The following is a 24,561-nucleotide window of genomic DNA, read 5'->3' on the forward strand; positions in this document are numbered from 1 at the left end:
AATCAGGGCATTTTGAGCAGACTAAATTACTCCCGCAAACAATCTCGCATGCGTTTTTCTCGCATATTCATCTGACATGCCCGATAGGTAGTCGGTTAGCACGCGCATTCTTGCATTTTCATCATGAGCTTCTTCAAAGATCACTTGAGTCGTGTGCGGCAGTAGTCGCATCGGGTCGCTGGCGAATGCTTTGAATAAATCCATTAAAAGGTTTTGACCGCTGAATTCTATTTGCTGCATTTTGGGTTCGCGAATGAGTCGCTCGTACACGAAAACTTTCAGCACTTGCAGAATTGCTGCAAACTCGTGCTCGAGTTTCACGGTGTTTTTAAGTAACTCTGATTCAAACGCGTCGTTTTGTGTTTGCATGCTGCTGTTTACGATGAATAAGTTTACAAGCTCGCCAATGGCGTCTTTTCTGAATGATTCATCATCTGAAAATAAACGTTGCGTGAGGCTTTCTAAGTTTTGTTTTAACCAAGGTGAGTCGAGCGCTTTGAGTTTTGGCATGGCGTAGTTGTGCCAATCTGATGCTGATAATGTTTCTGTGGCAATGGCGTCTTCTAAATCGTGAACGGCATAGGCGATGTCGTCAGCCATTTCCATGATGGCGCAATCGAGCGACTTAAATTGGGTTTTATTTCTAAAGTCATCCCAAGGTTTATTCGATTGCAGTAAGTCTTTATCGGCGTTTGAGAAAGGCGCGAGTACCCAGTCAAAAATGTCTTGGTCGCAGTTATACACGCCTTTGGCTGGCAGCCAGTGGTGGGCAGTAATAAATGGCGAAGCAGGGTCGTGCTCGGCTTGCGAATGCCAAAGTTGGTTGATTAATGCCGGATATTTTATAAAGCCCAGTAAGGTGCGGCGCGTTAGGTTCATGCCGAATCCTTTTGAGTAAGGCTCAAGTTTGGCGACAATGCGCAGTGTTTGGGCGTTGCCCTCAAAGCCACCGTGTTCGCGCATCATAAAGTTCAGTGCGGTTTCTCCGCCATGACCAAATGGTGGGTGGCCGATATCATGCGCTAAACATAAGGTTTCAATTAAGCTTGTGCTTGGAAACAGTGAAAAATCAGGATGGCTATTTTGTAAGTGGCGTAATAAGCCGGTACCAATTTGTGCAACTTCGAGCGAGTGAGTCAGTCGGGTACGGTAAAAGTCGTTAACGCCAATCGACATGATCTGCGTCTTGGCTTGCAGTCGCCTGAAAGCGGCTGCATGAATAATACGAGAGCGGTCAACTTGAAAAGCTGAGCGGTTATCGTTGGGTCTATTTTTACGTTGTTCACATCGTCGTTGCTGCCAAATCAAGTCCATAAATCCTCGAATATTCCTCATTCAGGTGTATCAAAATAGTGACATAATCTCAGCGTATTTTGGGGTAATTCGCCTTTATTGGCGAATTTATATATAATTACGCGCTTTTGAGTTCATTAATAGTATACATAGTGCAGGTTACAATTGCTTTTCGCAACGCATAAAGTGTGGTGTTTAGCAGGTAACAACCCATTCATGGAAGCGGGGAATGTGCTGTTTTATCGGAGAAAAAATGCTAAGAAATTTACTTAAACTGGTTATCGCTGTGGTTGCAATTTATGGTTTGATTTACCCATTTATTCAGCCTGAAGAAGTGATTGAAGAGGTGGTTGAAGCGCCTGTTCAAGAGCAGCTACCAGTAAAAAAAGTGGAAGTAGAAAAACCACTTCATGATGTAGAGTTACCAGACTTTGCAAATATCAAAGATGTGAGAGCCAAGAAAAAGGCATTCTTTGATTTCATAAAACCTCATGTAGTAAAAGAAAACCAAGCTATTTTGCAGCAACGCGCGTCGATTGAGATTGCATTAATGATGCTGCAATTTGAAGAAGAGTTGACCCCAACACAAGTTAAAAAACTAGACGATATTTTTGCTTATTACCGTTTGGGTGATGCCGACTACACTGTCGAAAGCCTTCAAAATGCCTTGATACATGTTGATATTATTCCAAAAGAATTGGCGCTAATGCAGGCAGCCAATGAATCGGCTTGGGGTACATCAAGGTTTGCACGAATTGGCCTTAACTTTTTTGGACAGTGGTGTTACAAGAAGGGCTGCGGTTTGGTTCCTAAAAGACGCGCAGACGAAGCAGCCCATGAAGTTGCAGCGTTTAAGTCTGTGAGAGCCAGTGTTAAATCGTATTTTAGAAATTTAAACACCCATAATGCGTACACCGAGCTAAGGGCAAAACGTGCACAATTACGTGCTGAGAAAAAGCCAATTGATGCAACAGAGCTGACTGCAGGCCTGCTTTCTTATTCTGAGCGCGGTGATGCGTATATTGAAGAATTAAATGACATGATCCGTCAGAACAAGGCTTATTTTAATGAAGAATAAATTTTTTGCGCTCGCGTTAGCGGCTATTGGGTTTACTCAACCAGCTATGGCCGATAACTTTGTGGTGTCTTACGATGGCTTTCACGACCGTTTGAAGGTGATCGAAAAAGGTGAGTTCGAGTTTGCCCGCGTTAATTTTTACATTGTTGATATTGCGACACTTGAGCCGTGCAAAATTGCCAAAGGTAAAATTGTAACTGAGAACAGTGAAACGCCTTTAACTTACACTGAAGACGCGCAATTACTACTTCCTTATGACGACAAGCTAGACAAAGACAAAGCGGTATTGATCATTGAGCCACAAAATCCTAAGCATGATTGTCAGTTAAAGTTTCAGATTGAAGCTGAACACTTTGGGTTAGAAAATTTAACCAAAGCTGACATTTATCAGCTTCATCATGAGTTTGATGAACTATTATCGGACTTATCTGGCTTCTTTGTGAGTAAGTTAATGAGCTTTTTATTGCCATCGCAGAAAGGGATCTCAGTTAAGTTTGATAATCAGGTTGCTTTCAATCAGCCGGGGGTCAGTTGTGCGAATAACGTGTGTAAGTTTACTGTGAAAGACAGCTGGGAAGGCGATGATTTTAAATTTACCAGTGACTCTATGAGTGCAAAGCCTGTATTAATTACACCTTGGATAGAGAAATAAGCGTATAAATTAACTGCTTGTTTTATCGACATTGAGAAAGCGTTGAGTTATGAACTCAGCGCTTTTTTTATGGGTGTTTAACCCGACATAAAGTCGGTGCTATAGAGATGTGGTTTATAAAATAGGGCATTGAAACAGCAATTTTGTACAAAACAGATTGCTTAAATAGTGTTATAAAAGAAATACCATTATTTAGAGGCAAATCGGTTGGCAAAAGAGCAGGCAAAATATCACTATGCCGATGTATTAAACGGCCTTGAAGTGGTCGATGCACAATACGAGCGACAAACCTTTTCAAAGCATGTTCATGAAGGCTATACCATTGGCTTGATTGAGCAGGGGGCGCAGCGTTTTTATCGCAGTGGGGCAAATCATGTTGCGGCTGAAAATAGTATTATTCTAGTTAATGCCGATGACGTGCATACAGGCGAAACAGCAACGGCGGGTGGCTGGAAATACAAAGCCCTTTATCCGACTGTTGAGCACTTTAATCAAATCTCTAAAGATTTAGTAAATAATCAAAGCCTCACACCTTATTTTAAAGACTCTGTGATTGAAGATGCTCGAATAGCGGCCCAGCTCAGATGTGTATTCGAACAGATTGAAAATGGGGCATCAAAATTACTTATTGAAACGCTGTTGTACAGTACCTTGGCACAATTAGCGGCTGGCTATGGTCGTCATGTCGAAGCTGTAAAAGCAGCCAGTGTTGATGTACAAAAACTCAAACTCGCGAGAGAGTTTTTAGACGAATATACCCAAGTTAACGTCTCGTTAGAGCAGCTAGCGAATGTAGTTGGCTGCAGTAAATTTCACTTTGTGCGCCAATTCAATCAGGCATTTGGTATTACGCCCCATGCCTATCAAATTCAGGCCAGGCTTATCAAAGCAAAGAAGATGCTTCGCGCTGGTACATCGATTTTAGATACCGCTATCGGCTGTGGTTTTCACGACCAAAGTCATTTCAACCGCCATTTTAAAAAAGCATTGGGCACAACCCCTAAACAGTTTCAACTCACGTCAGTAGTAGCCTAGCTAAAACCAATCCTCAAAATAGAACACTTATTTAAGAGGATGGGTATAAAAGCAATTTACGATCGCAACTTTGTACAATAAATTGTTTTGCACACTGATTATGCTTTAACGATAAACTATTCATCGTTGAGCTTTAAATATGGCATCATCCAAACCCTTAATAGAAGAATTAGACAATACAGCACCTATGCAAGCTGAAAATCAACAAGGTAATTTGAGTCTTATTGTGCGCGGGTTCATTGATATGTTTCCGCTCTGTGTGGCTGTGATCCCGTGGGGGATCTTATGTGGTTCTTTAGCCATTCAAGTTGGGTTGTCGCCTTGGCAGGCACAGGCCATGTCTTTGTTTGTTTTTGCTGGAGCCGCGCAATTAGCGGGTATGCAATTAATTGGCTTGGGTAGCCCTGCTATGCCGGTTTTATCTTCAACATTTGTAATAAGCTCTCGCCACTTATTATATTCAGCGGTTTTTCAAAGTTACGTGAGAGATTTACCCTTGTTTAAACGTATCGTTTTTGCATTTTTTTTAACTGATGAAATGTTTGCGTTGACCAACGCCTACATCGCAAAACATAAACGTTTTTGTTATGTATATGCGGTTGCGTCGGGTATTGCCTTTTATGTGATGTGGAATCTAGCCACGCTGGTGGGCATAGTGGCGGGTAATAATATAGAGAATCTGCAAGCCTACGGATTGGAGTTTGCGATTGCGGCAACTTTCATCGCTTTAGTGGTGCCAGCCATAAAAGACAAACCCGTTTTTATGTCGGTATTGGCAAGTGGTGTCTCTGTTCTGATTCTAGAGCTGTTAGCATTTGAGTATGCATTAATTGCGTCAACTTTTATCGGTATGTTTGCTGGGTACTACTTTGCAAAAAAGAGTTCAGCAAAAGAGAGTGCCACAATAAAGAGCGAAGCGAAGAAGCGTGCCGTGAGTGTCGAAACTAAACAGGAGCAAAGTGATGAGTAACGATCTATTGATTGTATTAATGACTGCCATCACTTTCTCATGCCGATATTTGTTTTTTATGAAGTCACTTCCCATCAGTTTGAGCCCGAGAGTACAACAATTGTTGCAGTACACAGCACCATCAGTGTTGACCGCAATGTGGGTGCCGATTGTGTTTTTAGGACATAAAACCGAAGGCGCTTCGTTTTTCCATAGTCCATTTTTGTATGCTGGATTAATTACAGTGTTGGCGAGTTTAAAAATTAAAAATACTTTGACAGTGGTGGTTGTAGGTATGGGGTCATTTTTGATACTTAATTGGGTTTTATGATTCCTTAGCTAAAAGCTAAAAGCTAAAAGCTAAAAGTCTGGAGTTATACGCCGCGCAAATAAAAACGCAGCCCTTGAGCTGCGTTTTGTTTAGAGTAAAACGTAAAATTTAATAAGCGTCGTTATGCACTTTTGCTGCGCGACCAGATGGGTCGGCATTTTCTTGGAATGCTTTATCCCAAGCTAAAGCCTGCGGTGTCGAACATGCAACTGATTTTCCGTGTGGTACACATTTCGCAGCAGCTTCCCCCGGGAAGTGCTCTTCAAAGATTGTGCGATAGAAATAGGCTTCTTTGCTATCAGGGGTATTGATAGGGAAGCGATATTGCGCATTTTCAAGCTCAGAGTCAGATACTTGCTCTTCAACAAACTCTTTCAAAGAATCAATCCAAGAATAGCCTACGCCATCAGAAAATTGCTCTTTTTGACGCCATAGCACTTCATCAGGTAAATAGCCGTCGAATGCTTCACGAACGATATGCTTCTCAATGCGGCGATCTTTACACATCTTGTAATCAGGGTTGGTGCGCATGGCAATATCAACAAACTCTTTGTCTAAGAATGGTACGCGCGCTTCAACACCCCAAGCGGCCATTGATTTGTTAGCACGTAAACAGTCAAACATATGTAGTTTTGAAACTTTACGGTTTAACTCTTCATGGAATTCTTGTGCATTTGGCGCTTTATGGAAGTATAAGTAACCGCCAAATAGCTCATCAGCCCCTTCGCCTGAAAGCACCATTTTAATGCCCATGGCTTTGATTTGACGCGACATTAAATACATAGGCGTCGATGCGCGAACCGTAGTCACATCATAAGTTTCTAGGTGATAGATCACTTCACGTAGCGCATCTAACCCCTGTTGAACGGTAAAGTGAATAGGGTGGTGCACAGTACCAATTTCATCTGCAACTTTTTGAGCAGCGGCTAAATCTGGTGAGCCTTCAAGACCGATAGAAAAAGAGTGTAGTTTAGGCCACCATGCATCTGACTCATCGTTGTCTTCAATACGTTTAGCGGCAAACTTTTGCGTTATTGCCGAAATAACCGATGAATCTAAGCCGCCAGACAGTAATACGCCATAAGGCACGTCGCACATGAGTTGGCGTTTAACTGCAGCTTCAAGTCCGTCTTTTACTTCTTCAGCACTGGCTGGGTTGTCTTTCACCGCATCAAATGACTGCCAGTCACGTTGATAGTAGCTATGCAGCGAGCCTTCTTTTGAATATAGATAATGACCCGGAGGAAACTCTTCAATGCTGGTACAAATCGGTGTAAGCGCTTTCATTTCACTGGCGACATAAAAGTTGCCGTGCTGATCGCGGCCCGTATAAAGTGGAATAATACCAATGTGGTCACGACCAATTAAATAAGCATCGTTTTCTTCATCGTATAAGCAGAACGCGAAAATACCGTTCAGATCGTCTAAAAACTCTGGACCTTTTTGTTTGTATAGCGCCAAGATGACTTCGCAATCTGATTCGGTTTGAAATTCAAATTCGGTTGTTAAATTCGCAGCAAGTTCTTTGTGGTTATAGATTTCACCGTTGACTGCGAGAATATGGGTTTTCTCTGGGTTGTATAGTGGTTGAGCACCACTTGAAACGCCAACGATCGCTAAGCGCTCATGAACTAAAATGGCTTTATCTGATGAATAGACACCCGACCAATCTGGGCCTCGATGTCGCAGCTTTTTAGACATCTCAATTGCTTGTGTTCGCAATTGAGCGGGATCTGTCTTAAGTTCTAGTACTCCAAAAATAGAACACATAATTACCTCATTCCTGTTAATTGCTGTCTGCGCATTGCCTGTTTTGTCAGGCATAGTTGAAGAATTGTAAAATTGCGCAGGTACAGTCTCTATAACTAACAGAAAATTTTAGTTAAGTCACATAGATAATTAGGCTTAATATGAATTTTTTATGTCAAAGTTGGTGCAATAGCTAAGCACCATTGCACCAATATGAAAAAGAGGGTGAATTGCTGTGATTAGTGTGTGGTGCCAGCGGCTACTTTGAGATCAGGTTCGCTTGAAAGTCCATTTTTTATCAATAGCTTGAGTGCATCAACAACCGTTGTTTGACTCATGCTTGGTGCACCATCGTGGTGCGCAGCTTGCTCTGGCAAAAATGGAATATGGATGAAGCCGCCTCGAATCGATTCATCGTTCTCACCAAAATGGCGCGCTATATAATCCAGTAAGCCAAACATCACATGGTTACACACATAAGTTCCTGCCGTATTTGACACTTCAGCTGGAATTCCTGCTTCTATCAAGCCTTTAAACATGGTTTTGATAGGCAACTTGGCAAAATATGCCGTAGGTGCATCATCAATAATGGTAGTATCGACTGGTTGATTACCCGCATTGTCAGCAATGCGAGCATCATCGATATTAATGGCAATACGTTCTATAGAAATATGAGAGCGGCCGCCTGCTTGACCAATGCACAATACTAAGCTTGGCTTATGTTTTTCTATCGCTTGATATAAGTGTTCAAGGGAGCGCCCAAATTCACAAGGGAGCTCTACACATTTAACCTGGTGGTCATTAATGCTTTGACCATGTAATTGTTTTACCGCCTGCCATGATGGGTTAATACTTTCGCCGCCAAAGGGTTCAAAACCCGTCAGGAGCACGGTCTTTAATTCGTCTTTGGTCTGTTTAGTCATTAAAGATCACTCCGTACATTAAGAAAATATTGATAATAAGTAATGCCATGGCCGTTGGGATCTGCACTTTGATAACTTGATATTTGTCTTTTAAATCAAGCAGTGCGGCAGGCACAATATTAAAGTTCGCAGCCATTGGCGTCATCAGCGTCCCGCAGTAACCAGAATACATACCTATGGCAACAAGCGGTGCTGCTGCGGCGCCGTGGCCTTCAATTAAAAACGGTAGGGCGACACCCGCAGTCATCACCGGGAAAGCCGCAAACGCATTACCCATGATCATGGTAAATAGCGCCATACCAACACAGTACAACACCACTAACATAAAGCGGTTATCTGGCGAGATAAATAGCTTCACAAGATCTTGTATGGCAGTGCCGGTATTAGCCACGATAAATACACCACCTAACATGGCGAGCATTTGCGGTAAAATGGCCGCCCAGCCAATTGAATCAACCAAACGGCGCGATTCAGAGAGTGCTTGGAAAGGCGAGCCTGAGGTAAAACGCCAAGCAACAATCAGTGCAACACCACATGCGAGGGTGAGTGAAGCAAGCGTTACATGTTTTTGGTCAAATAAATACACCTCAGCAATGTTCAAATTACTTAAAAGCAATGTACAAATAACAGTAACCACTGGAATTAACACCGCGGGCACAAACAATTTATTGCCTATTCGATTGGCATCACTTTCAAGTTGCTCTTCTGAAGGTTGATGGTATGAGCCCATCGAGACTTTTCCAAAGCCAGCAAGTAAGGCAATGGCGATGACACTAAAGCCAATCCACTGATAGGTGAGAGACTCGCCGATTAAGTTTATTGAGAGGTCGCCAAATAAAAACACATTACCAAACAAGAACCAAAATAGGGCAGTGGTGTATTTTTGGGGATGTTGTTTATCTTGTAGGGTTTTAACCACTAAAAACATCACAACAAAGCCAATCAAAAGATAGATGTTTTCAATTGAAATAATGGCTGTGCTATTCACTGTATTCTCGTTTACTGGCGCACTCATGATAATGCCCCCTCAGCGTTTTCTGTTTGCTGTGATTTATGCTCTGCGATGAGATTTCTAATTTTTGCTTCAAAGCGCGCTAGACGGAATAGGTGAACGATTAAAGCGGCTATTGCTGTTGGAATAGCCCATAGACCAATATGCAGAGGCTCAATGCCCGCAATGCCATTTTCTTTTAAGAATGCGTCCATTAAAAGTACAGCGCCAAAAGCAATAAAGATATCTTCACCAAAAAATACCGCGATGTTGTCGCAGGCTGCGGCGTGGGCACTAATTAAGTCTTTAATTGGTTTAGGTAAATCACCATGCGTATTCGCGGCGGCACCCAATGCCATGGGAGCCAGTAATGGGCGAACTGTTTGCGCTTGACCCGCTAGGCTTAAAAGGCCTAGCGCCGCTGAGCATTCACGTACTACAAAATACATGCTTAAAATGCGGGTGGTCGTAGCGCCTTTAATGTTAGCAATCCAGGTCTTTGCACGCTGCTGCAGACCGTAACGTTCAAGAATTGCTATCACAGGCAAGATAAGTAAAAAGCTAGCGAGTTGGCGGGAGTTCATAAACTTTTCGCCAAAGGTTTCGATTAAGGCGATAAAATCCATGTCCACGGCAATACCGGTGGCAAGACCTGCCGCGGTCACAACCAGTAGTGGATTGAACTTTAGGGCAAAGCCAACCACAACGACCAGAATGCCAATCAGCGGCATATAGTTTAAATCAAACATGATGTTACTTCTTATTTTCTAATTGTTGTTTTGCGATTTTGAATCGCGTTATTTTTTGTTCTTGTTTTTGCAATGCGGTGTTAGCCACATCAAACTCTACCAGCTCAAAGCGACAAGTTTTAGTTGGCGCTAATTGGCTAAAATGACGCAAATCAGCTTGGATCACAGAGGCTATAATTGGGTAGCCACCTGTTGTTTGGCAGTCATTGAGCAAAACAATTGGGGTGCCTGTTGGCGGTAATTGAATAACGCCGGGGTGAACACCTTGCGAGTCAATGCTTTCTTGGTGCGTCAACAATGATGAGTGTTCTAAACGGACACCCATACGATTACTTAAATCGCTGACTGTCCAAGTTTGCGATAAAAGCTGTAACAAATAATCCTCTGGCAAGATATCACAATGTGGGCCTTTGAGTACTCTTACCACGTTTGTATAGTCAGAGGGTTTTACGGCCAGCTCTGAGCAAGGAGCTAAGCTTTTAGAGAAGGGAATGCAGTCATCTTTTTGAAGCGGGTTTCCTTCAAAACCGCCAAATTTGGCTTGGCAGTCGGTACTACGAGAGTTCATTACTTTCGGTACATCAAATCCATTCTCTACACATAAATAGGCGCGTAAAGAATCTGGGTGACTGGTAAATTTAATGATGTCACCAGTTCGAGCATGGTAACGCCATCCTGGGTAGAGGGCTTTTGAATTGAGTTTGGCATTCAGGTTGCCCCCAGTAATGGCAAAATTGCATGGCTGAGTAAATTCAAATTCAGCCAAGCCAACAGTAATTTCAATACAGGCGGCAGTTTCTATATTACCTAGTAGTGCATTGCCAGCTTTTAATGCGATTGGATCTAGTACGCCAGACTGCGAGACACCTAAATGACGATGCCCGTGACGACCTAAATCTTGAATGCTACTGAAAACGCCGGGTTTGATCACTTTTAGCATCAGCGGTGCTCCTTTGGAATAAACCTGACAACGTCACCGGGTGCTAACAAGCTAGAAGAATCAGCATAAGGGTCAAATAAGGGTTGCTCGCATCTGCCTATAAGGTGCCAACCTCCGGGTGAGCTCGACGGGTAAATAGCAGTAAGAGATTCTGCTATTGCAACACTGAGAGTAGGTACATGCGCCCTTGGCGTGGCTTTTCGAGGCAACCTAAGTTGCTCTGGGAGCGATTCTAAATAACCAAACCCAGGTAAAAAGCCTAAAAATCCGACCTGATACTCTGTTGACGCATGTAATTCGATGACTTGCTTTTGGTTTAAACCAGTAAGCTCAGACACCTCATTTAAGTCAGGGCCGTATTCACCGCCGTAGAAGGTATCGATTAGATGTGTTTTAGGGGTGAATGCTTCAGGCTCACTCTTTTCCCATAGGGTGATCAGTTGTTCTAACCAATAATTAGTTCGAGTAAAGTCATTGAGGTAGAAGGTAATAGATGAGTTGGCTGGAACTATGTCAAAAAAATCATTGGTATTATTTGCGGTTTGTGCGAGCGCAAAGAGTTTTTGTCGTACTTCCTGAGTAATTAATCCGTCAATTGATAAAACTAATGCTTGTTCACTAAGTTGATAGCATTGCACGCAGGTCATGGTTGTTCCGATTATTATAATTATTTTCTTATTGTGTCATAACAGGCAAGTATTGAGTACCTTAGCGATACATCAATACAAAAAAGCCACATCTGCAAATGGATGTGGCTTTTAAATTAACTGTTTTAACTGAAGCGGTTATTACTGCTTGTTAGTTAAAAGCCAGTTACTTAGCATACGAACACCGTAACCTGTGCCGCCTGCTGGGATTTCATCTTTTGCTGAGCTAGTTAACGCGTTACCCGCGATATCTATGTGTAACCAACGTGTGTTACCAGCAAAGTGTTGCAAGAATGATGCTGCGGTTGTTGCACCTGGGCCACCAGAACCAATGTTAGTGATGTCAGCAATTGGCGACTTAAGCATGTCTTTGTAGCCTAACGGTAAACGCCATACCGGCTCGTTTACTTGCTTACCTGCAACAGTGATTTCGTCAACTAGCGTTTGGTCCTCTGAGAAGATGGCAGAGTAACGGTTACCTACTGCACGGATTTTAGAACCTGTAAGTGTTGCTACATCAATCATAATCTCTGGCTTGTAGTATTCACGTGCATACCACATTGCGTCACTTAATACTAAACGACCTTCAGCGTCAGTGTTTAATACCTCAACACTAATACCTTCCGCTGTGCGAAGTACATCACCCGGTGCGATTGAGTTTTCAGAAACCATGTTTGCAGCCATACCCATAACCGCAACTACGTTTAAGTCTGCTTTGCTTAGTGCCATTGCTTTAACAGTACCAAGTACTGCTGCAGCACCTGCCATGTCAGATTTCATGCGGTTGATAGATGAACCAGTTTTGATGCTGTAACCACCTGAATCGAATGTAATACCTTTACCAACAAGTGCGATTGGCGTGCTGTTATTACCTTCATAATGTGCAACAACTAAACGTGCACCATCTTTAGAACCACGACCTACACCTTCAAGTGCGCCCATGCCAAGCTCTTTAAGTTTTGCAGGCTCTAATACTGTTACTTTAACACCGTATTGCTCAAGCTCTTTTGCAGCTTTTGCAAAATGAACAGGCGTCATTTCAGTTGGTACTTCAGACGTTAGATCACGTGCTAAAAATACACCTTTTTCGATGTTTGCTAGTTGCTGGTACGCTTTCGCTGTTGCTTTTTTATCAGCAACATCGATGTTGTAAGTTACGTTAAATTTGTTTGGCTCTTTTTTGTAAAGTTCAAACGTGTAATCGCGTAAATTTGCACCGTGTGCAAGTTGTGCTGCAAGGTCAGCGTTGCTCGCTGCGCCTTTTACTTCTTCAAACGCTATTGTCGCTTTATTTACTTTTTTACCTTCAAGTTTAGCGTGTAAGTTAGCACCAAGCTTAGCCATTTTTGCTGAGTCAAGCTTGTCTTCTTCACCTAAACCAACCACTAAGATGCGGCCGTAATCGCTGTCAATTGGTGCGATTACTTCTAATGTTTTACTGTAAGCACCTTTGAATTCAGCTGTTTTGATAGCGCGATTAATTTGTTTTTTGGTATTTCTATCTAAGAAATCAAATTGTGTTGCTGCTTCGCCTGCTTGGAAAACAACAAGCGCATCACCCTTGCTTAATTTAGAGTTGAAATTGAAGTCTGCTGCAAATGCGCTTGAAGCAGAAACTGCTAACGCGATTGCACTGATCTGTGAAACAAATTTCATAGTACATTCCTAGATAAATAATTTGTTGGCTTTTTACATTAAATTCGTAAAAAAAGACACTCAATGTCGTTCAATTTACGAGTTTAAACGGTGGATGAAAGTAAATTCACATCCACAAGGTCATAGTTAATATGTTTCAAGCACATTTTAGGTCAAATAAATGAAAGTAATAATTACGATTTTGTCTACGTTGCTATTTTTTCCTCTATTTTCAAATGCAATGTATAAAGACAATGCAACTTCTCATATTCAAACATTGGTGCTGGGGTCGGGATGTTTCTGGGGGGCTGAAAAAGGCTATGAACAGTTAGAAGGTGTGCTAGACGCTGAATCTGGTTATGCAGATGGCCGTGGCTTTAAAGCCACCTACAAAGAGATCATTAAACGTAAAAGACGTTTTGATGACAATAATTATGCCGAAGTTGTGAAAGTTACTTACAACGCCAATATGCTCAGTACACGCGCATTGCTTGAACATTTTTTTGAAAAGCACGACCCAACACAAGAAAATCGCCAAGGTAATGACATTGGTACTCAGTACCGTTCAATTATTTTGTATAACACACCTGAGCAGCTCTCAGTGATCAATGAAGTCAAAACAGAGTTTCAGAGCTTATTAAGCAAGGCCGGGTATGGAGAAGTAAAGACCCAAGTGAAACCACTTGAGCAGTTTTATCGTGCTGAAGAATATCACCAAAATTATATTGCTAAAAATCCGAACGGGTATTGCCCTGATCATTCTACTGGCGTGACGTTCAAGCAAACAAAACCAAGTAAAGTTGATAACAGTTCATTGCTGGTGGGTAAGCAAGTGGTGATCATTGATTCTCGCAATTACTGCCCATATTGTGAAAAACTGAAATCTACCGTACTAAACGACTATCAAGGCACAATTCCATTAACTTATCGCTATGCAGATCAACTTGACGGTTTAGTGGTTCGTTCAGCGACTTGGGCAACCCCCACCATTTTATTTTTTGAAAATGGCAAAGAAGCTGCAGGTTTTCAGGGTTATATGACCCGTGAAGATTTTTATCAAGCGCTAGGTGCATTTAAATTGGGTAACTCAGAAGCCTATGAAGTTGCTTTTAAAAAAGGGACTGACAGACCTTTTTGTAAAGAATACGACCTGTTCAAGAAAACAGGCGAGGGCGTTTTTATTGACAAACTCAGCGGGGCGCCATTGTTTGAAACATCAAAACGGTTCAACTCTGGTACAGGCTGGTTGTCGTTTACTCGTCCTGTAAAAAACAGTGTCACTTACCATGACGACAATAGCTTTGGTATGAAACGAATTGAAATACGTTCTAAATCAAGCGGTATTCATCTGGGCCATGTTTTTAAAGGCGAAGGTCCAAGAGGAAAAAATAGGTATTGCATCAATGCTACTGTGCTTGAATTTAAAGCAAAATCTTAAATTATCAGGCTATCGAAAATAGTAGCCAAATACTGCTAATCATTTGAGAAATCAACTCAAGTAATTACTTAAATTGATGATACGGTTGTTGGTTTATAGCGTATACTCAGTATTAGAAGCAAAATATATAGTTAAGCTAATGACACTTTTTTGTCTTAATCGATTTCTTTAAATAATGGTGAGTAGTTTGGACCAAAATCTATTTCTATTAACAGCCCATAGACAATTTAACCGCTTACTGAGTGATTTAGCACTTAGCTCAGAGATTTCGCCTTTTTTAAATGAAGTGATTAAAACGGTTGAGCAGTTTCTGCCTGGCTGTAAGGTGTCAATTCTTACTCTAAATAGAGAACATAATACCCTACATAGTGGCGCTAAAAATAATTTACCGGATTTCTATAACGATGCCATTGAAGGTGTGAAAATAGGTGAAAATGTCGGTAGTTGTGGTGCCGCGGCATTTTTGAATAAACCAGTGATTATCGAAAATATTAATTCTCATATTAATTGGCAACCTTATTTAGCACTTACTCAACAAGCAAATCTACATGCTTGTTGGTCTATACCATTCACTGATTCATATAAAGATGTAATGGGTACGTTTGCGATTTATCATCATGAAGTAAAAGCCCCAACTGAAGCTGAAATAGAAATTGTCGAAGTTGCGGCATTGATCACATCAGTTGCTATGGAAAAGGTGAAACTTGAAGAACAACTTATATTCAGCGCAACGCACGATGAATTAACTCGAATCCATAACCGTGCTTATTTAAATGAGGCTGGAGAAAACTTTCTGTCGCTCTGTGCCAGAAATGAAATGAGTTGCTCCGTGTTATTTATTGATTTAAATAAATTCAAGCGAGTCAATGATGAATTAGGCCATAAAGCCGGGGATGAGCTACTAGTGCAAGTGGCGAACGTAATCAAAGAGCAGACACGTGCAAGTGATATCACAGCTCGCTTTGGAGGCGATGAGTTTATTATTTTAATGGAAAATAATGCTGCGAATGAAGGTGAGAAGGTTGCGAAAAGAATTCATCATGCAATTCTAGAGGCGGTTTCTAGCTCAATTACTTCTCTTGGATTTGGTGTGAGCATCGGTGTAGCACTAATGTCATCACACGAGCAGTTATCACTAAAAAAATTGATTCATGTAGCCGATGAAGCCATGTATTTTGCAAAAGAAAATAATTTGGGAGTTTACGTTTCTGGTTGAGTATGATTTAAAGAAGCAGATATGTTGGTACAACCGAGTGGATTCGAACCACCGACCCCTACCATGTCAAGGTAGTGCTCTAACCAACTGAGCTACGGTTGTATTTTATTTGGAATAGTTGGTACAACCGAGTGGATTCGAACCACCGACCCCTACCATGTCAAGGTAGTGCTCTAACCAACTGAGCTACGGTTGTACAATGCTAGGAAGTTCCTAAGCAACGGCGGCTAATATATAGCGCTGAAATAAAATGTTCAAGCGTTGAAGCTAAAATTTTGTTTAATTGCAGTTTTTTTGTTCATAACGGTCTAATGTCACACGCTTTATAAAAATTTTGCCACCATATTACGTGCTCTTTGCTTGTTTGTTTTAATTGGTTAAGTAACGAATTCTTACTTTCAACATCGACTAAATCTGACAGTTTCGAATGTGCTTGCCACAATTCAAACAACATAGGAGACGTCACTTCAAGTAGACCTGTTAAGTCGGCCTGATACCCCTGAATTTTATTTAAATAAAATTTGTTGAAAATAGTGTTTAGAATCTGCGCCTCTTTTTTACTTTTTCCTTCTCTACACACAGAGTTCATATAGTCAAATCCGGAAACCCAAACGGTAAATTGTTGGTTGTATGCAATTTGCAACTGGGCACTTGATAAAAGCTGTCTAATAAATCGATTTTGGTGCAGTTTTTCTAATGATGCAGTGATTGACGATGTATCGATAGAGTCGATGTTTTGGTTAGTTATTTGTTTGCGTATATTCACAAGGTTATCTAACGCTTCTAAAGCGCTAGCGCTACTGTATTTATTGCTGTCTGCTGGAAGAAAGTCGCTGGTAAGCTGCAATAAACCTTTTAATTCAGCTTCATTGAAAAGCATATAATTAAATTCGTTCATTAGGCTTTGCTGCTTTTCTAAAACTGCACTCTTAAGCGTGTCTTTTAAGGCCTCATCTTTTGTAAGTGAGTCACTTAAACACTCTTTAGCAAATTTAACAAACTGAATTTGATACTTTAGCCGCTCACTGGCAACTTGCGTTTTACCTAGCTGGTTGTTTCTTTTTGCAACTAAGTTAGAAAGTTTACAGTGGCCCAGAGAGCCAAGTTCGAGTATAGAAATTTGAAACTGTGATTCAAGCTGAGATACGACCGGCACTTGGATATTATTTAATACCGGTTTGTCAGGTGCAGCCCCTAACACGGTATTTAAACGAGTTTTGTAATCTTCATTGATATCAACAGCGTGCTCAGTACACGCTGATAGAATAAGTAAACAACTAATCAGTAACCATTTTTGCAAGACGAGTCCTCACACTAACTAAGAGTAAACAGGCAGCAACAGATAAACCAACAATAATGCCAATCCAAAACCCTTTCGCGCCCATAGGTTCTACCAGCCAATTTGTTTTTCCCAGTACATACCCTAGCGTGAAACCTATTAACCAATAGGACAAAAAAGTGATACCCATGATAGGCTGAGTATGTTTAAGGCCTCTGAGCACTCCACTGGCAGCAACTTGGAGGGCATCAGGTAACTGATAAAAACACGCTAAGATGATGATCCCCATTGCCAACTGAGCAACTTGCTCATTTTGAGTATACAAGTACGTAACTGGCTCTCTTAATATAAATGTAACGAGTGCGACAAAGAAAGCGATCATTGCCGCCAAGCAAAAACTCGTAAAAATAGCCGTTTTAAGTTGTGTATAAGCTTGTTGGCCTGAAAGGTTACCAATACGTATCGCAATAGCCATAGAGAGACTGAGTGGCATCATAAACAGTACTGCGGTGACACTCGCAGCTATCTGATGCCCAGACACCATCACGGCTCCCAAATCAGCAATAAATAATGGAATACACGCAAATAGAGTAACCTCAAAAAATGTTGCCATTGAGATGGGGAAACCTAGCTTAATGAGGTAAAACATGGATTTAAAGTTAGGTTTTTCAAAGCGGCTTACCAGCCATCGGCCTTGAAGTTTTTTGCTATTGAAACTGTAAACGATTTGGCTCAATGCCATTGCACAAGCAACTAAGCTTGTCGCAACACCACAACCTGCAGCACCAAGTGCGGGCATGCCAAATTTACCGTAGATGAAAATATAATTGGCAACGATATTAACTAGAAGGCCAATGATACTGATATAAAAAGTAACCTTGGTTAAACCTATACCCTCAGAAACATTACGGTAAACATTAAACACTAAAAAGCCGAGTACACCCCATTTTACATATTCTATGTATGCTTGAGATGTAGAAATTATTGCTTGTTCGGCACCTAATTCAGCAAAGATAAGCGGTGTAATCATTGGAAACATGAATACGATGCTACTTAACAAGACGACTAAAAATAAACTTTGTTGAAAATAGTGTTTGATCCCTGTCTTGTCTTTCGCACCATGACAATGTGCGACGACACTAGTAAGGGCTAGCAATATACCTTGTAATGAAAAAATAACAGGGTTAAGTACGCCTGTAGCGATTGATAGTGCGGCTAAATCATTTGCACTGACCTGGCCAGCCATCATAGTGTCAACCACTGACATTAATACGAGAATGATTTGAGCAAAGAAGACTGGGACAGCGAGTTGGAGAAGGCGTTTACTTTCCCAAAGACTAAATTTCATAAGGCACTTACTGCTAAAATACTTATTTTAATCGTCTTTTGAGTATCAAGCTAATAAATATAGACAAATAACCTGAAAGGCTGGTTAACCCGTAGCTGGGCTTGATGTATGATGTGCGTTCGATTTATTAGGAGCATACATGTTTACAGGTATCATTCAAACCAAAGCGAGTGTGATTTCAACCAACTTATCTGGTGGCGTTTTAAAATTAGTGCTTTCTGTAGGCTCAGAATATTTACAGCACTTAAATTTAGGTGCGAGTATCGCCATAAATGGATGTTGCTTAACGGTTGTTAGCTTTGAGCTTAATCCACAAGATGTTGTGGGGCAAGTCACGTTCGATGTGATTGAAGAAACATTACAGTTGACTAATTTAGGTGAATTAAAGCGTGGTAGCTTTGTTAATTTAGAGCGTTCAGTAACATTTGGTACTGAACTGGGTGGGCATATAGTATCAGGGCATATCCACTGTACCGCTGAAATCGAAGAAATTGATATTAAAGAAAATAATTGCAGAATACTTTTGAGCCTTCCAAAAGAGTGGTTGAAGTATATTGTTTATAAAGGGTTTGTTTGTATTAATGGTGCGAGTTTGACTGTGGGTGAGATGACCGATACTGGCTTCTGGTTGCATTTAATTCCAGAAACATTATCAATCACAAATCTTGGTATCGCTAATAAAGGTGACAAGTTAAATATAGAAGTCGACCAGCAAACATATACCATAGTGAATACGGTAGAAAACTATATGCGAAAGCATATTCAATAATAACCGCTAAGATTTAAAGGAACAGATCTTAAAAGATCTGTTCATCATCACTGTCAACATGAAGTTCTAGCTTATTGTGTGCGTAATCAATGTGCATATTAAGATGAATTGGGTTACAGCAAGCCGCACAGTCTTCATACATATCTTGATCGCCATTACTGGCATCTAAACTGACAAAAATGTGATGTCCACAATGCGGACAGCTTATGCGTTTTTGATACAAAGACTTCATAGAAGCCTCCATAAAAATCAAATAATGTAATATAAATATAGCAGCTGTCATAATAATTACATTGTTGCGCTTATTTGAATTATTTAGATCTGCTCAAGTATATGTTTTATCTTGGCCTTCGCTTGATTTAAATAATCACCTGCAAATCTATTTGCCAATAAAAGCAAAGGATACAGCTGGTAAATGTCTCTAAGCATCGGGGATAATTCAATTGATGAGACTGACTGGTAGCCAGAATAAAAAGAGTCGGGCATAGTGGCAAAAAGTTCTGCTGTCGCTATATCAACATGTTTATCACCATAGTAACTTGCAGGGTCAAGCAGCATAGGTTTGCCTTTATAAAACTTAATGTTGCCTTTCCAAAAATGACCATGGAGTAGTGAAGGTGAAACATGGTGAGGAATATGTGGCTTTATGATTTGAATAAATTCATCAATATCAACAAGCTTGGTATTTTGTTCGTCTAGTAATTGTAGTTGCCAACCAAGGCGTTCTTCGGCAAAAAAAACATGCCATTTCTTATGCCATTGATTAGGCTGAGGTTGACCTATAACGAAGTTGTCTTCATCAGAGCCAAACATTTGCTGTTCACACTTAACATGCATTTTTGCTAAGGTTCTACCACATAAATACCAGTTATCTATACTGTCTAAATCTTCGAGGTATTCTAAAACTAAAAAGGCAAACTCTTTAGATTTTCCAAGTGTAACTGTATCAGCGATTACAAAATCAGAGTCTCTGGTTAAGAGGTCTCTGGCATTTGCTTCGGTTTCGAATAATTCAAATTGTTCAATGGGTGCTACTTTGACTAAAAACTCATGTTTACTGTCATGTATCTTAAAATGTTTAAAAGAAGAATGAGTATTGAGAAGTTGCTTATTAGTTAATTCAAATGGGGTATGAATAGCCTCAGACACTTGTTGTTTAACACATTGCCACATAAGACAGCTCAGCTTTTTCTCATTAGATATTAAAACTATGGTTTAAATTTCAAATAACTCAATAAAAGCAAACAAAAATATCCAGGATATTTGTGATTGAATCTGTATTTTGCGCAAAAGCATAGTTACAATCCGTGACCTGAACGTGGGAGGATAAATGAATAAAAGCTACATCACTAACATAATCGCATGCTTACTGGTACTAACCGGCTATTTTTACTCTCAGCCGATTTTATTTTCAGTTGGTATATTTGCATTATCTGGTGCAATGACAAACCTTATCGCAATCCATATGTTGTTTGAAAAAGTCCCATTTTTATATGGTAGCGGTGTGATCACGCTTAAATTTAAAGAATTCAAAGCCTCTATACGCTCACTTATTCTTGAACAATTCTTTAATAAAGAAAAAATTGAATCGGTACTAGACAGCAAAGGTGACGTGGATCTCAAACCTGTTATTGAGAAGGTAGATTTAAGTCCGGCATTCGATAAGTTGATCACTGTGATTGAAGGGTCTCAATTTGGACCAATGCTAGGTATGTTCGGTGGTAAGGAAGCCTTAGAGCCAATGCGGGAGTCATTCACTGAGAAGATGCAAGGGGCGATTATAGAAATTACCGAAGAGGAAAAGTTTAAGCAGCTACTAAAAGACGAATTATTTAGCCATGGCGGTTCGGATAAAATATTTTCAACCATTGAAAAAGCGGTGGATGGCAGGCTTGCTGAATTAACACCTGTGATGGTGAAAGACATTATTCAAAATATGATCAGAACTCATTTGGGTTGGTTAGTTGTTTGGGGCGGAGTTTTTGGTGGTCTATTCGGTCTCATCGCAGCCATAATCAAATAGCACTAATACAGAATGCGTCAAATATTGAGATTTGACGCATTATTGTCATACAACATAATAACTAAGCCTAAATTACTTTGAACCTGATACCACTAAAACATCAGTATTTCGTTGAGCTGAAAGGTCTCTAATAGTAGTGCTAGTATTCAGGTCAATATTTAAATGTTTAGCGCTGTTAGTTAGTGCATAAGTTGCAGCAAATTTTTCAACAGTTAAGTCATTACACATTAATTTTTCTGTCATAACATGTTTATTAACTCGTAGTTTTTGCATTGTGTTGCGAAGACTTGTTTTATTGTCTTTCGCGACAGCCATACAAAGCTGAGTACCAATTGTATTGTCTGCTGCTGTGAACTCCGTAGCGTTTGCATTAGCTGCAAATGTTGAAGTCGCTAAAATTAAAGTTGCACCTAATGTAGTTAAAGTATTCATCATTTTGCTCCATGTGTTTATGAGATACAGTTTTAGTATTGCCTGTTCTTATTGAGAATGCTGTAAAACAAAATCGACAGAATGTAATGAAATGTGTTTTATATTTCACTCTAATTAACTTGTTGTTTTATAATGGTCTTTTCTCTTTGTTTGTAACATTTGAGAAGAAAATAATTTAATAAATTTTATTGTTAACACTCCATTTTCATTATTTGTACCTTATATTATCTGAAAGTCTTTATTTGCAACTCGATATGGCAAAATGTGTCATTTACGACATACTTTTAGGCAATTCTTACAACTGACTTTTTAAACCTTTTTAATTTAATCTAGGAGTGGGCCGTAAAAATGTAATATTTCATCGTAAATCATTGCAGTGACACTTACACACGTCGTAACCTATTAATGACAAACTAAAATCAACAAACTGAGATAACTTTATGCAAAAATTTGCAATGTCTACGGTTGTACTTGCACTTGCTGCAGCTTTATCTGGATGTCAAGATAAAGGCCCGCAAAAAGAGTTTGTATCAATCGAAAAAAATCCATATCCGAGTACTTATAAGCCAGTATCTAATAAATCAGTGTTAATTACTGATGCCACTGTACTGACAGGCACGGGTGAGCGTTTAGAAAGTGCTGATGTATATATTGTTGACGGTAAAATTCAACAAGTAGGTAAAGACTTAGCTGTTCAGGCTGATACTACAGTAAATGCAGCTGGTAAATGGGTAACACCTGGTATCATAGATGTTCACTCGCACCTTGGCGCATACCCAAGCCCATCGGTTGAGTCACACCAAGATGGTAATGAAATGATCAGCCCGAACACTGCTGAAGTGTGGGTTGAGCACTCGGTATGGCCGCAAGATCCTGGTTTCAACCGTGCTCGTGAAGGCGGTATTACTACGCTACAAATCTTACCAGGTTCAGCTAACTTATTTGGTGGTCGTGCAGTAACACTTAAAAATGTGCCAGCACATACCATGCAGGCAATGAAATTCCCTGATGCACCATACGGTCTAAAAATGGCATGTGGTGAAAACCCGAAACGCGTTTATGGCCGTAAAGGCGTTGCGCCATATACTCGTATGGGTAACATGGCAGGCTACCGTCAAGCTTGGATTGAAGCAACTGAATATAAAGCCGCTTGGGAACAATATGAAGCAGCTTATAAAGCAGGTTTGAACCCAACAGCGCCAGAACGTGATATTAAGTACGATACGTTACGTGGTGTATTAGACGGTGAAATTCTGATCCATAACCACTGTTATAAAGCAGAAGAAATGGCGATGATGATCGACCTATCTAAAGAGTTTGGTTATCACGCTGGTACTTTCCACCACGGTATTGAAGCTTATAAAGTTGCAGACTTATTAGCTGAAAACGGTAACTGTGCAGCGCTTTGGCCAGATTGGTGGGGCTTCAAGATGGAAGCGTATGACATGGTTCAAGAAAACGTTGCTATCGTTGATGCAGTTAAGAACTCATGTGCTGTTGTTCATTCAGATTCAGACACGACAATTCAGCGTCTAAACCAAGAAGCTGCAAAAATCATGTACACAGCGAACCAAAATGGTTTCAACCTAACTGAAGAACATGCAATTAAGTGGATCACTTACAATGCAGCTAAATCACTAGGTGTTGCAGATAAAACAGGTTCACTTGAAGCGGGCAAACAGGCTGATGTTGTAATTTGGGATAAAAACCCGTTCAGCGTTTATAGTAAAGCACAAGAAGTTTACGTTGATGGTGCAAAAGTATATGACCGCAACGACGAAAAGTATCAAGCAGTCAGTGACTTTATGTTAGGTCAGCGATAGGAGTAAAGCATGAAAAAGTTTAATTTATCTTTAGTAACGGGTGCTTTACTTGCGAGCTCTGCAGCATTTGCACAAGTTACGGCAATTACCAATGCCACAGTTCATACTATGACTGACAAAGGTGTACTTAAAGACGCCACAGTACTAATCGAAGACGGTAAAATCATTGCGATTAACCCATCATCAGTTTCAGCAGACGTAACTATCGATGCGCAAGACAAAATCTTAACGCCGGGATTCATTGGTTCAATGAATCAAGTGGGTCTAGTTGAAGTGGGTGCCGTTTCGCGCTCAAACGATGGCTATGACAAGAAAGCGAGTGCAATGTTTGATGCAAGCACAGCATTCAACCCTCGCTCTTCGTTAATTCCATATGCGCGTAAAGGTGGTTTAACACAAAATGTGGTTGTGCCACGTGGTGGTGAGAGTATTTTCTCAGGTTTAAGCTTTGTAACAGATCTAAGCGGCGACTTTGAAAGTGTGACTGCAACAGAAACAGCCTTGATTGTGCGTTTAGGTGCAAAGAGCGGCGGTTCTCGAGCAGTGTCTTTAAAGCAGCTGGTTGACAAACTTGAAGGTCAACAGAAGAAACTAGCTAAGAAAGACAAAAAAGAAGATAAGAAAGACGAGCCTAGTAAAGAAGAACAGGTACTAGCAAAAGTACTAAAAGGCGAACTTCCTGTGATCACTAAGGTGTCTCGTGCATCAGATATTTTAGAGTTATTAAAGGTTAAAAAGCAATTTGGCTTAAATTTAGTACTTTGGAATGCAGAAGATGCGCCTTTAGTTAAAGTTCAGATCTCTGAAAGCAAAACGCCTGTTATCTTAAGTGCAGTTAGCAATCTTCCTAGTGACTTTGATTCGCTTCACGCAAGTCTAGAAACGGCAGGTGAGCTAGAAAAAGCGGGTGTTAAAGTTCTTTTAGCTGTGGGTTCAGACTCCAGCCATAATGTCTATCAGCTACGTTTTGATGCGGGTATTGCTGTTTCAAATGGTATGAGCCATGACGGTGCATTAAAAGCAGTAACAAGCAATATTGCAGATGTATTTGGTCTTGATGCAGGTAAAGTAGCGAAAGGTCAACGTGCTGACTTAGTACTTTGGAGTGCAGATCCATTTGAATTCAGTACAAGTATTGAATCAATGTGGATCAACGGTGAAAAAGTGAATACAAATGATTCACGCCACGACAAGTTACGTGACCGTTATAATACGCCTTCAGATATGCCGCGAGCATACACTAAGTAACCTGAGCTGCGCA

The 24,561-nt window shown here is 40.5% G+C and carries 24 protein-coding genes and 2 tRNA genes; 11 read left to right on the forward strand and 15 right to left on the reverse strand.

The genetic code is table 11. The annotated features are described in order from the left end of the window. Positions 1 to 21: 21 nt before the first annotated feature. Positions 22 to 1,314 (reverse strand): anti-phage deoxyguanosine triphosphatase, encoded by a 1,293-nt coding sequence (locus tag CWB72_RS19385; RefSeq protein ID WP_138634830.1) that lies wholly within the window; start codon positions 1,312 to 1,314, stop codon positions 22 to 24. A gap of 232 nt (positions 1,315 to 1,546) precedes the next feature. Between CWB72_RS19385 and CWB72_RS19390 the strand changes: the two genes are divergently transcribed. The 5 genes from CWB72_RS19390 to CWB72_RS19410 all read left to right on the forward strand — a co-directional run bounded on the left by CWB72_RS19390 (position 1,547) and on the right by CWB72_RS19410 (position 5,338). Continuing rightward, positions 1,547 to 2,371, forward strand: a complete 825-nt coding sequence (locus tag CWB72_RS19390) for a glucosaminidase domain-containing protein (RefSeq protein ID WP_138634833.1) — start codon at positions 1,547 to 1,549, stop codon at positions 2,369 to 2,371. Beyond that, positions 2,361 to 3,023: a DUF2987 domain-containing protein gene (locus CWB72_RS19395; protein WP_138634836.1), complete on the forward strand. Its 663-nt coding sequence runs from the start codon at positions 2,361 to 2,363 to the stop codon at positions 3,021 to 3,023. The genes CWB72_RS19390 and CWB72_RS19395 overlap by 11 nt, the downstream gene beginning before the upstream one ends. A gap of 207 nt (positions 3,024 to 3,230) precedes the next feature. Next, a complete protein-coding gene (locus tag CWB72_RS19400; RefSeq protein ID WP_138634839.1) occupies positions 3,231 to 4,058 on the forward strand; it encodes an AraC family transcriptional regulator in 828 nt (275 codons plus the stop codon). Between the two features lie 139 nt (positions 4,059 to 4,197). Further along, entirely contained in the window at positions 4,198 to 5,028 is an 831-nt protein-coding gene (locus CWB72_RS19405; RefSeq protein WP_252371597.1) for an AzlC family ABC transporter permease, read from the forward strand. Next, positions 5,021 to 5,338, forward strand: a complete 318-nt coding sequence (locus CWB72_RS19410; RefSeq protein WP_138634842.1) for an AzlD domain-containing protein — start codon at positions 5,021 to 5,023, stop codon at positions 5,336 to 5,338. Before CWB72_RS19405 ends, CWB72_RS19410 begins: the two co-directional genes overlap by 8 nt. Before the next feature lie 108 nt (positions 5,339 to 5,446). On the opposite strand, the gene asnB is transcribed toward CWB72_RS19410, so the two are convergent. The 7 genes from asnB to CWB72_RS19445 form a co-directional block, all read right to left on the reverse strand. After that, complete coding sequence (gene asnB, locus CWB72_RS19415; protein ID WP_138634845.1) at positions 5,447 to 7,108, reverse strand: asparagine synthase B; 1,662 nt, start codon at positions 7,106 to 7,108, stop codon at positions 5,447 to 5,449. 218 nt (positions 7,109 to 7,326) lie between these two features. Next, positions 7,327 to 8,010, reverse strand: coding sequence for a pyroglutamyl-peptidase I (gene pcp / locus CWB72_RS19420; RefSeq protein ID WP_138634848.1), 684 nt, complete (start codon positions 8,008 to 8,010; stop codon positions 7,327 to 7,329). Further along, positions 8,003 to 9,025: a DUF979 domain-containing protein gene (locus tag CWB72_RS19425; protein WP_138634851.1), complete on the reverse strand. Its 1,023-nt coding sequence runs from the start codon at positions 9,023 to 9,025 to the stop codon at positions 8,003 to 8,005. Before CWB72_RS19425 ends, pcp begins: the two co-directional genes overlap by 8 nt. Then, positions 9,022 to 9,750, reverse strand: coding sequence for a DUF969 domain-containing protein (locus CWB72_RS19430; RefSeq protein WP_138478517.1), 729 nt, complete (start codon positions 9,748 to 9,750; stop codon positions 9,022 to 9,024). Before CWB72_RS19430 ends, CWB72_RS19425 begins: the two co-directional genes overlap by 4 nt. Positions 9,751 to 9,754: 4 nt before the next feature. Further along, positions 9,755 to 10,690, reverse strand: a complete 936-nt coding sequence (locus CWB72_RS19435; RefSeq protein ID WP_138634854.1) for a biotin-dependent carboxyltransferase family protein — start codon at positions 10,688 to 10,690, stop codon at positions 9,755 to 9,757. Continuing rightward, the gene (pxpB, locus tag CWB72_RS19440) at positions 10,690 to 11,337 is read right to left on the reverse strand and encodes a 5-oxoprolinase subunit PxpB (RefSeq protein ID WP_138634856.1); all 648 of its coding nucleotides are present in this window, start codon (positions 11,335 to 11,337) and stop codon (positions 10,690 to 10,692) included. Before pxpB ends, CWB72_RS19435 begins: the two co-directional genes overlap by 1 nt. A 141-nt stretch (positions 11,338 to 11,478) precedes the next feature. Further along, entirely contained in the window at positions 11,479 to 12,993 is a 1,515-nt protein-coding gene (locus CWB72_RS19445) for a leucyl aminopeptidase (RefSeq protein WP_138634859.1), read from the reverse strand. A gap of 220 nt (positions 12,994 to 13,213) precedes the next feature. Here CWB72_RS19445 and msrA point away from each other — a divergent pair, with 220 nt between their 5' ends. Together msrA and CWB72_RS19455 are read left to right on the forward strand one after the other, a co-directional pair. Then, the gene (gene msrA, locus CWB72_RS19450) at positions 13,214 to 14,410 is read left to right on the forward strand and encodes a peptide-methionine (S)-S-oxide reductase MsrA (protein WP_252371599.1); all 1,197 of its coding nucleotides are present in this window, start codon (positions 13,214 to 13,216) and stop codon (positions 14,408 to 14,410) included. A gap of 187 nt (positions 14,411 to 14,597) precedes the next feature. Further along, positions 14,598 to 15,626 carry a sensor domain-containing diguanylate cyclase gene (locus tag CWB72_RS19455; protein ID WP_171037365.1) on the forward strand — a complete coding sequence of 343 codons (1,029 nt, stop codon included), beginning with the start codon at positions 14,598 to 14,600 and terminating at the stop codon, positions 15,624 to 15,626. Positions 15,627 to 15,651: 25 nt separating this feature from the next. Here the strand turns inward: CWB72_RS19455 and CWB72_RS19460 are convergent. The 4 genes from CWB72_RS19460 to CWB72_RS19475 all read right to left on the reverse strand — a co-directional run bounded on the left by CWB72_RS19460 (position 15,652) and on the right by CWB72_RS19475 (position 18,253). Next, positions 15,652 to 15,728: transfer RNA gene (locus CWB72_RS19460), tRNA-Val, on the reverse strand. 17 nt (positions 15,729 to 15,745) lie between these two features. Further along, positions 15,746 to 15,822 (reverse strand) — tRNA-Val (locus CWB72_RS19465). Positions 15,823 to 15,924: 102 nt separating this feature from the next. Then, positions 15,925 to 16,926 carry a DUF3080 family protein gene (locus CWB72_RS19470; protein WP_138634868.1) on the reverse strand — a complete coding sequence of 334 codons (1,002 nt, stop codon included), beginning with the start codon at positions 16,924 to 16,926 and terminating at the stop codon, positions 15,925 to 15,927. After that, positions 16,904 to 18,253: an MATE family efflux transporter gene (locus CWB72_RS19475; protein ID WP_138634871.1), complete on the reverse strand. Its 1,350-nt coding sequence runs from the start codon at positions 18,251 to 18,253 to the stop codon at positions 16,904 to 16,906. Before CWB72_RS19475 ends, CWB72_RS19470 begins: the two co-directional genes overlap by 23 nt. Before the next feature lie 139 nt (positions 18,254 to 18,392). On the opposite strand from CWB72_RS19475, the gene CWB72_RS19480 reads away from it, so the two are divergent. Continuing rightward, on the forward strand, positions 18,393 to 19,022 hold the full coding sequence (locus CWB72_RS19480) for a riboflavin synthase subunit alpha (protein WP_138634874.1): 630 nt from the start codon (positions 18,393 to 18,395) through the stop codon (positions 19,020 to 19,022). 28 nt (positions 19,023 to 19,050) lie between these two features. Here the strand turns inward: CWB72_RS19480 and CWB72_RS19485 are convergent, their stop codons facing one another. Continuing rightward, entirely contained in the window at positions 19,051 to 19,254 is a 204-nt protein-coding gene (locus CWB72_RS19485; RefSeq protein ID WP_138634877.1) for a CPXCG motif-containing cysteine-rich protein, read from the reverse strand. An 83-nt stretch (positions 19,255 to 19,337) separates the two neighbouring features. Next, positions 19,338 to 20,195, reverse strand: coding sequence for a fructosamine kinase family protein (locus CWB72_RS19490; RefSeq protein ID WP_138568352.1), 858 nt, complete (start codon positions 20,193 to 20,195; stop codon positions 19,338 to 19,340). Positions 20,196 to 20,352: 157 nt separating this feature from the next. Between CWB72_RS19490 and CWB72_RS19495 the strand changes: the two genes are divergently transcribed. Then, a complete protein-coding gene (locus CWB72_RS19495) occupies positions 20,353 to 21,045 on the forward strand; it encodes a DUF445 domain-containing protein (RefSeq protein WP_138568353.1) in 693 nt (230 codons plus the stop codon). Positions 21,046 to 21,117: 72 nt separating this feature from the next. On the opposite strand, the gene CWB72_RS19500 is transcribed toward CWB72_RS19495, so the two are convergent. Further along, on the reverse strand, positions 21,118 to 21,480 hold the full coding sequence (locus CWB72_RS19500) for a DUF3718 domain-containing protein (RefSeq protein ID WP_138568354.1): 363 nt from the start codon (positions 21,478 to 21,480) through the stop codon (positions 21,118 to 21,120). A gap of 437 nt (positions 21,481 to 21,917) precedes the next feature. On the opposite strand from CWB72_RS19500, the gene CWB72_RS19505 reads away from it, so the two are divergent. Continuing rightward, positions 21,918 to 23,300, forward strand: a complete 1,383-nt coding sequence (locus CWB72_RS19505; protein WP_138568355.1) for an amidohydrolase — start codon at positions 21,918 to 21,920, stop codon at positions 23,298 to 23,300. A 9-nt stretch (positions 23,301 to 23,309) separates the two neighbouring features. Then, positions 23,310 to 24,548, forward strand: coding sequence for an amidohydrolase family protein (locus tag CWB72_RS19510; RefSeq protein ID WP_138634880.1), 1,239 nt, complete (start codon positions 23,310 to 23,312; stop codon positions 24,546 to 24,548). The last annotated feature ends 13 nt before the right edge of the window (positions 24,549 to 24,561 follow it).

It is taken from the genome of Pseudoalteromonas phenolica (assembly GCF_005886345.1).
In the GTDB taxonomy this organism is placed as follows: domain Bacteria; phylum Pseudomonadota; class Gammaproteobacteria; order Enterobacterales; family Alteromonadaceae; genus Pseudoalteromonas; species Pseudoalteromonas phenolica_A.

What these genes read in the sequence shown, in the direction of transcription:
- CWB72_RS19405 (WP_252371597.1), top strand. Translation starts at nt 4,198, where the DNA reads ATGGCATCATCCAAACCCTTAATAGAAGAATTAGACAATACAGCACCT.
- CWB72_RS19475 (WP_138634871.1), bottom strand. Translation starts at nt 18,253, where the DNA reads ATGAAATTTAGTCTTTGGGAAAGTAAACGCCTTCTCCAACTCGCTGTC.
- CWB72_RS19490 (WP_138568352.1), bottom strand. Translation starts at nt 20,195, where the DNA reads ATGTGGCAATGTGTTAAACAACAAGTGTCTGAGGCTATTCATACCCCA.
- pcp (WP_138634848.1), bottom strand. Translation starts at nt 8,010, where the DNA reads ATGACTAAACAGACCAAAGACGAATTAAAGACCGTGCTCCTGACGGGT.
- CWB72_RS19500 (WP_138568354.1), bottom strand. Translation starts at nt 21,480, where the DNA reads ATGATGAATACTTTAACTACATTAGGTGCAACTTTAATTTTAGCGACT.
- CWB72_RS19510 (WP_138634880.1), top strand. Translation starts at nt 23,310, where the DNA reads ATGAAAAAGTTTAATTTATCTTTAGTAACGGGTGCTTTACTTGCGAGC.
- CWB72_RS19390 (WP_138634833.1), top strand. Translation starts at nt 1,547, where the DNA reads ATGCTAAGAAATTTACTTAAACTGGTTATCGCTGTGGTTGCAATTTAT.
- CWB72_RS19435 (WP_138634854.1), bottom strand. Translation starts at nt 10,690, where the DNA reads ATGCTAAAAGTGATCAAACCCGGCGTTTTCAGTAGCATTCAAGATTTA.
- CWB72_RS19480 (WP_138634874.1), top strand. Translation starts at nt 18,393, where the DNA reads ATGTTTACAGGTATCATTCAAACCAAAGCGAGTGTGATTTCAACCAAC.
- msrA (WP_252371599.1), top strand. Translation starts at nt 13,214, where the DNA reads ATGTATAAAGACAATGCAACTTCTCATATTCAAACATTGGTGCTGGGG.
- CWB72_RS19505 (WP_138568355.1), top strand. Translation starts at nt 21,918, where the DNA reads ATGCAAAAATTTGCAATGTCTACGGTTGTACTTGCACTTGCTGCAGCT.
- pxpB (WP_138634856.1), bottom strand. Translation starts at nt 11,337, where the DNA reads ATGACCTGCGTGCAATGCTATCAACTTAGTGAACAAGCATTAGTTTTA.
- CWB72_RS19485 (WP_138634877.1), bottom strand. Translation starts at nt 19,254, where the DNA reads ATGAAGTCTTTGTATCAAAAACGCATAAGCTGTCCGCATTGTGGACAT.
- CWB72_RS19425 (WP_138634851.1), bottom strand. Translation starts at nt 9,025, where the DNA reads ATGAGTGCGCCAGTAAACGAGAATACAGTGAATAGCACAGCCATTATT.
- CWB72_RS19495 (WP_138568353.1), top strand. Translation starts at nt 20,353, where the DNA reads ATGAATAAAAGCTACATCACTAACATAATCGCATGCTTACTGGTACTA.
- CWB72_RS19430 (WP_138478517.1), bottom strand. Translation starts at nt 9,750, where the DNA reads ATGTTTGATTTAAACTATATGCCGCTGATTGGCATTCTGGTCGTTGTG.
- CWB72_RS19410 (WP_138634842.1), top strand. Translation starts at nt 5,021, where the DNA reads ATGAGTAACGATCTATTGATTGTATTAATGACTGCCATCACTTTCTCA.
- asnB (WP_138634845.1), bottom strand. Translation starts at nt 7,108, where the DNA reads ATGTGTTCTATTTTTGGAGTACTAGAACTTAAGACAGATCCCGCTCAA.
- CWB72_RS19385 (WP_138634830.1), bottom strand. Translation starts at nt 1,314, where the DNA reads ATGGACTTGATTTGGCAGCAACGACGATGTGAACAACGTAAAAATAGA.
- CWB72_RS19395 (WP_138634836.1), top strand. Translation starts at nt 2,361, where the DNA reads ATGAAGAATAAATTTTTTGCGCTCGCGTTAGCGGCTATTGGGTTTACT.
- CWB72_RS19445 (WP_138634859.1), bottom strand. Translation starts at nt 12,993, where the DNA reads ATGAAATTTGTTTCACAGATCAGTGCAATCGCGTTAGCAGTTTCTGCT.